We start from the raw sequence: 1,856 nt of genomic DNA, 5'->3' as shown, positions 1-1,856 counted from the left end.
ATTTGCGTTGACATACTTCGCCGTCTTCCGCTTCAACTCCGTCACTCTGGCGACCTGATCCGACGTTGTCTAGCGATTAAACACGGCCATTAGACCCCACTCCGCGAAGATACGGTATGGCACGGAATTCGTATGGAGTTTCGACGGTCGAGATCGGACGGCCACCCACAGATACCATCAGTAATGACGCTATCACGGTAGGGTGGCGTTCATACCCCGGAGTCGTCCGCCAATGACGATCTCACGACTCGGTGTTCATACCTCGGTCGAGGAACTCTTTCCACCGGCCGTGTTGCGGGACGCACTTACCGATGCCGGGCCCACAGTTCGGATCGTCGAGACCGACGACGAGCTCGCCGCCTGCGATGCCCTCGTCACGTTCGACTACGAGGAGTCGTTTCTGCAGGCCGATCTCGCGTGGATCCACTCGATCTTAGCCGGCGTCGATCACTTCCCGTTCGATGCACTCGCCGAACAGGGGACACTGCTCACGAACAGCGCCGGCATCCATGGTGATAGCGTCGGCGAGACGGTCGCCGGCTACATGCTGATGTTCGCCCGCGGCCTGCACACCCAGCGCACGAACCAGCTCCACCAGGAGTGGGCGTATCCACCGTGGGACGCCGCGTTCACACTCGACGGTGAATCGCTCTGTGTGATCGGGTTGGGGACGCTCGGGCGGGCCATCGCCATGCGAGCGGACGCACTCGGCATGGACGTTACCGGCATCAAACGTACGCCGATGCCCATCGATCATGTCGAGACCGTCTATCCACCCGACGATCTCCATGAGGCCGTCGCCGAGGCACGGTTCGTCGCACTTGCCGTGCCGCTGACCGACCGGACCACCGGCCTCATCGGCGAGTCCGAGCTTCGGATGCTGCGCGACGATGCCTACCTCATCAACGTCGCCCGCGGGGGCGTCATCGAGCAGTCGGCACTCGTCGACGCATTGGAATCGGCGTCACTCGCCGGGGCGGCACTCGACGTGTTCGAGACCGAACCGCTCCCGGACGAATCACCGCTGTGGGGGATGGACAACGTGATCGTGACCTCACATGCGGCCGCAGCGAACCGCGAATACTACCGGCGGGTGGCCGTGCTCGTTCGTGAGAACCTGCGCCGACTCGACGCCAACGAATCACTCACCAATCAGGTCGTTTGAGCTACGGCTTCCCCATTTGGCGCAGTTTCGCCGCCCGTTGAGCCGACGACTGGAAATCCCAGATGAGCTGTACCGATTTCAGGGGGTAGGTTCCAACCCCCGCTTCAGCTGGTACGGATCGTCACGGTCCCATCGAACTTGAGGAGGACCGACTGGGCGAGATCGCCGAAGAGCGCTTTGCCCGTCGGCGAGCGTTTTCGCCCGCTGATGAAGATATGATCACAGTCGCGCTCGTGGGCGACCTCGAGGATCTGTTTTTCTTTGTCACCAACTCAGCTTTGCACGTTCAGAGATACCACCCTTTTGAACCGTCTGAGCGTCCGAGTGAAGGAAGAGATGCTCGATCTCTTCCATCAATTCGTCAAGAGCCTGTTTTGGATGGTCTCGCACCCACGAAAACAGGTTGNCGTCCGAGTGAAGGAAGAGATGCTCGATCTCTTCCATCAATTCGTCAAGAGCCTGTTTTGGATGGTCTCGCACCCACGAAAACAGGTTGTACACGGCTTCCTTCAGAGCGTATTCCAGCTGGACTTGGATCGACGACGCTTTCGAGCACTGCGTTCCCGAGGCGCTCGATTCAGGACCAAGCCGCAGCAGACTGTAGGCCAGCATCTGGAGGTGCCAGTGCCGACTGGCACCTCCTTCATCCCGTACCTCGCAGTCTCCAAAGCCCAGATCCTGCTTCGAATCC

1 protein-coding gene and 2 pseudogenes are annotated in these 1,856 nt (G+C 60.2%); 1 reads left to right on the top strand and 2 read right to left on the bottom strand.

Going from position 1 to position 1,856, the window contains the following annotated elements; all coding sequences use genetic code 11:
• Positions 1–232 precede the first annotated feature (232 nt).
• Positions 233–1,165, top strand: coding sequence for a D-2-hydroxyacid dehydrogenase (gene ddh, locus C448_RS07870; RefSeq protein ID WP_004053607.1), 933 nt, complete (start codon positions 233–235; stop codon positions 1,163–1,165).
• A 104-nt stretch (positions 1,166–1,269) separates the two neighbouring features.
• On the opposite strand, the pseudogene C448_RS15520 reads toward ddh, so the two are convergent.
• Positions 1,270–1,437, bottom strand: a pseudogene (locus tag C448_RS15520) (universal stress protein); the annotation flags it as partial.
• A 121-nt stretch (positions 1,438–1,558) separates the two neighbouring features.
• Positions 1,559–1,856, bottom strand: a pseudogene (locus tag C448_RS07865) (IS701 family transposase); the annotation flags it as partial.

This window comes from Halococcus morrhuae DSM 1307 (assembly GCF_000336695.1).
Classification (GTDB): domain Archaea; phylum Halobacteriota; class Halobacteria; order Halobacteriales; family Halococcaceae; genus Halococcus; species Halococcus morrhuae.
This window is presented reverse-complemented; position numbering and strand designations above follow the sequence as displayed.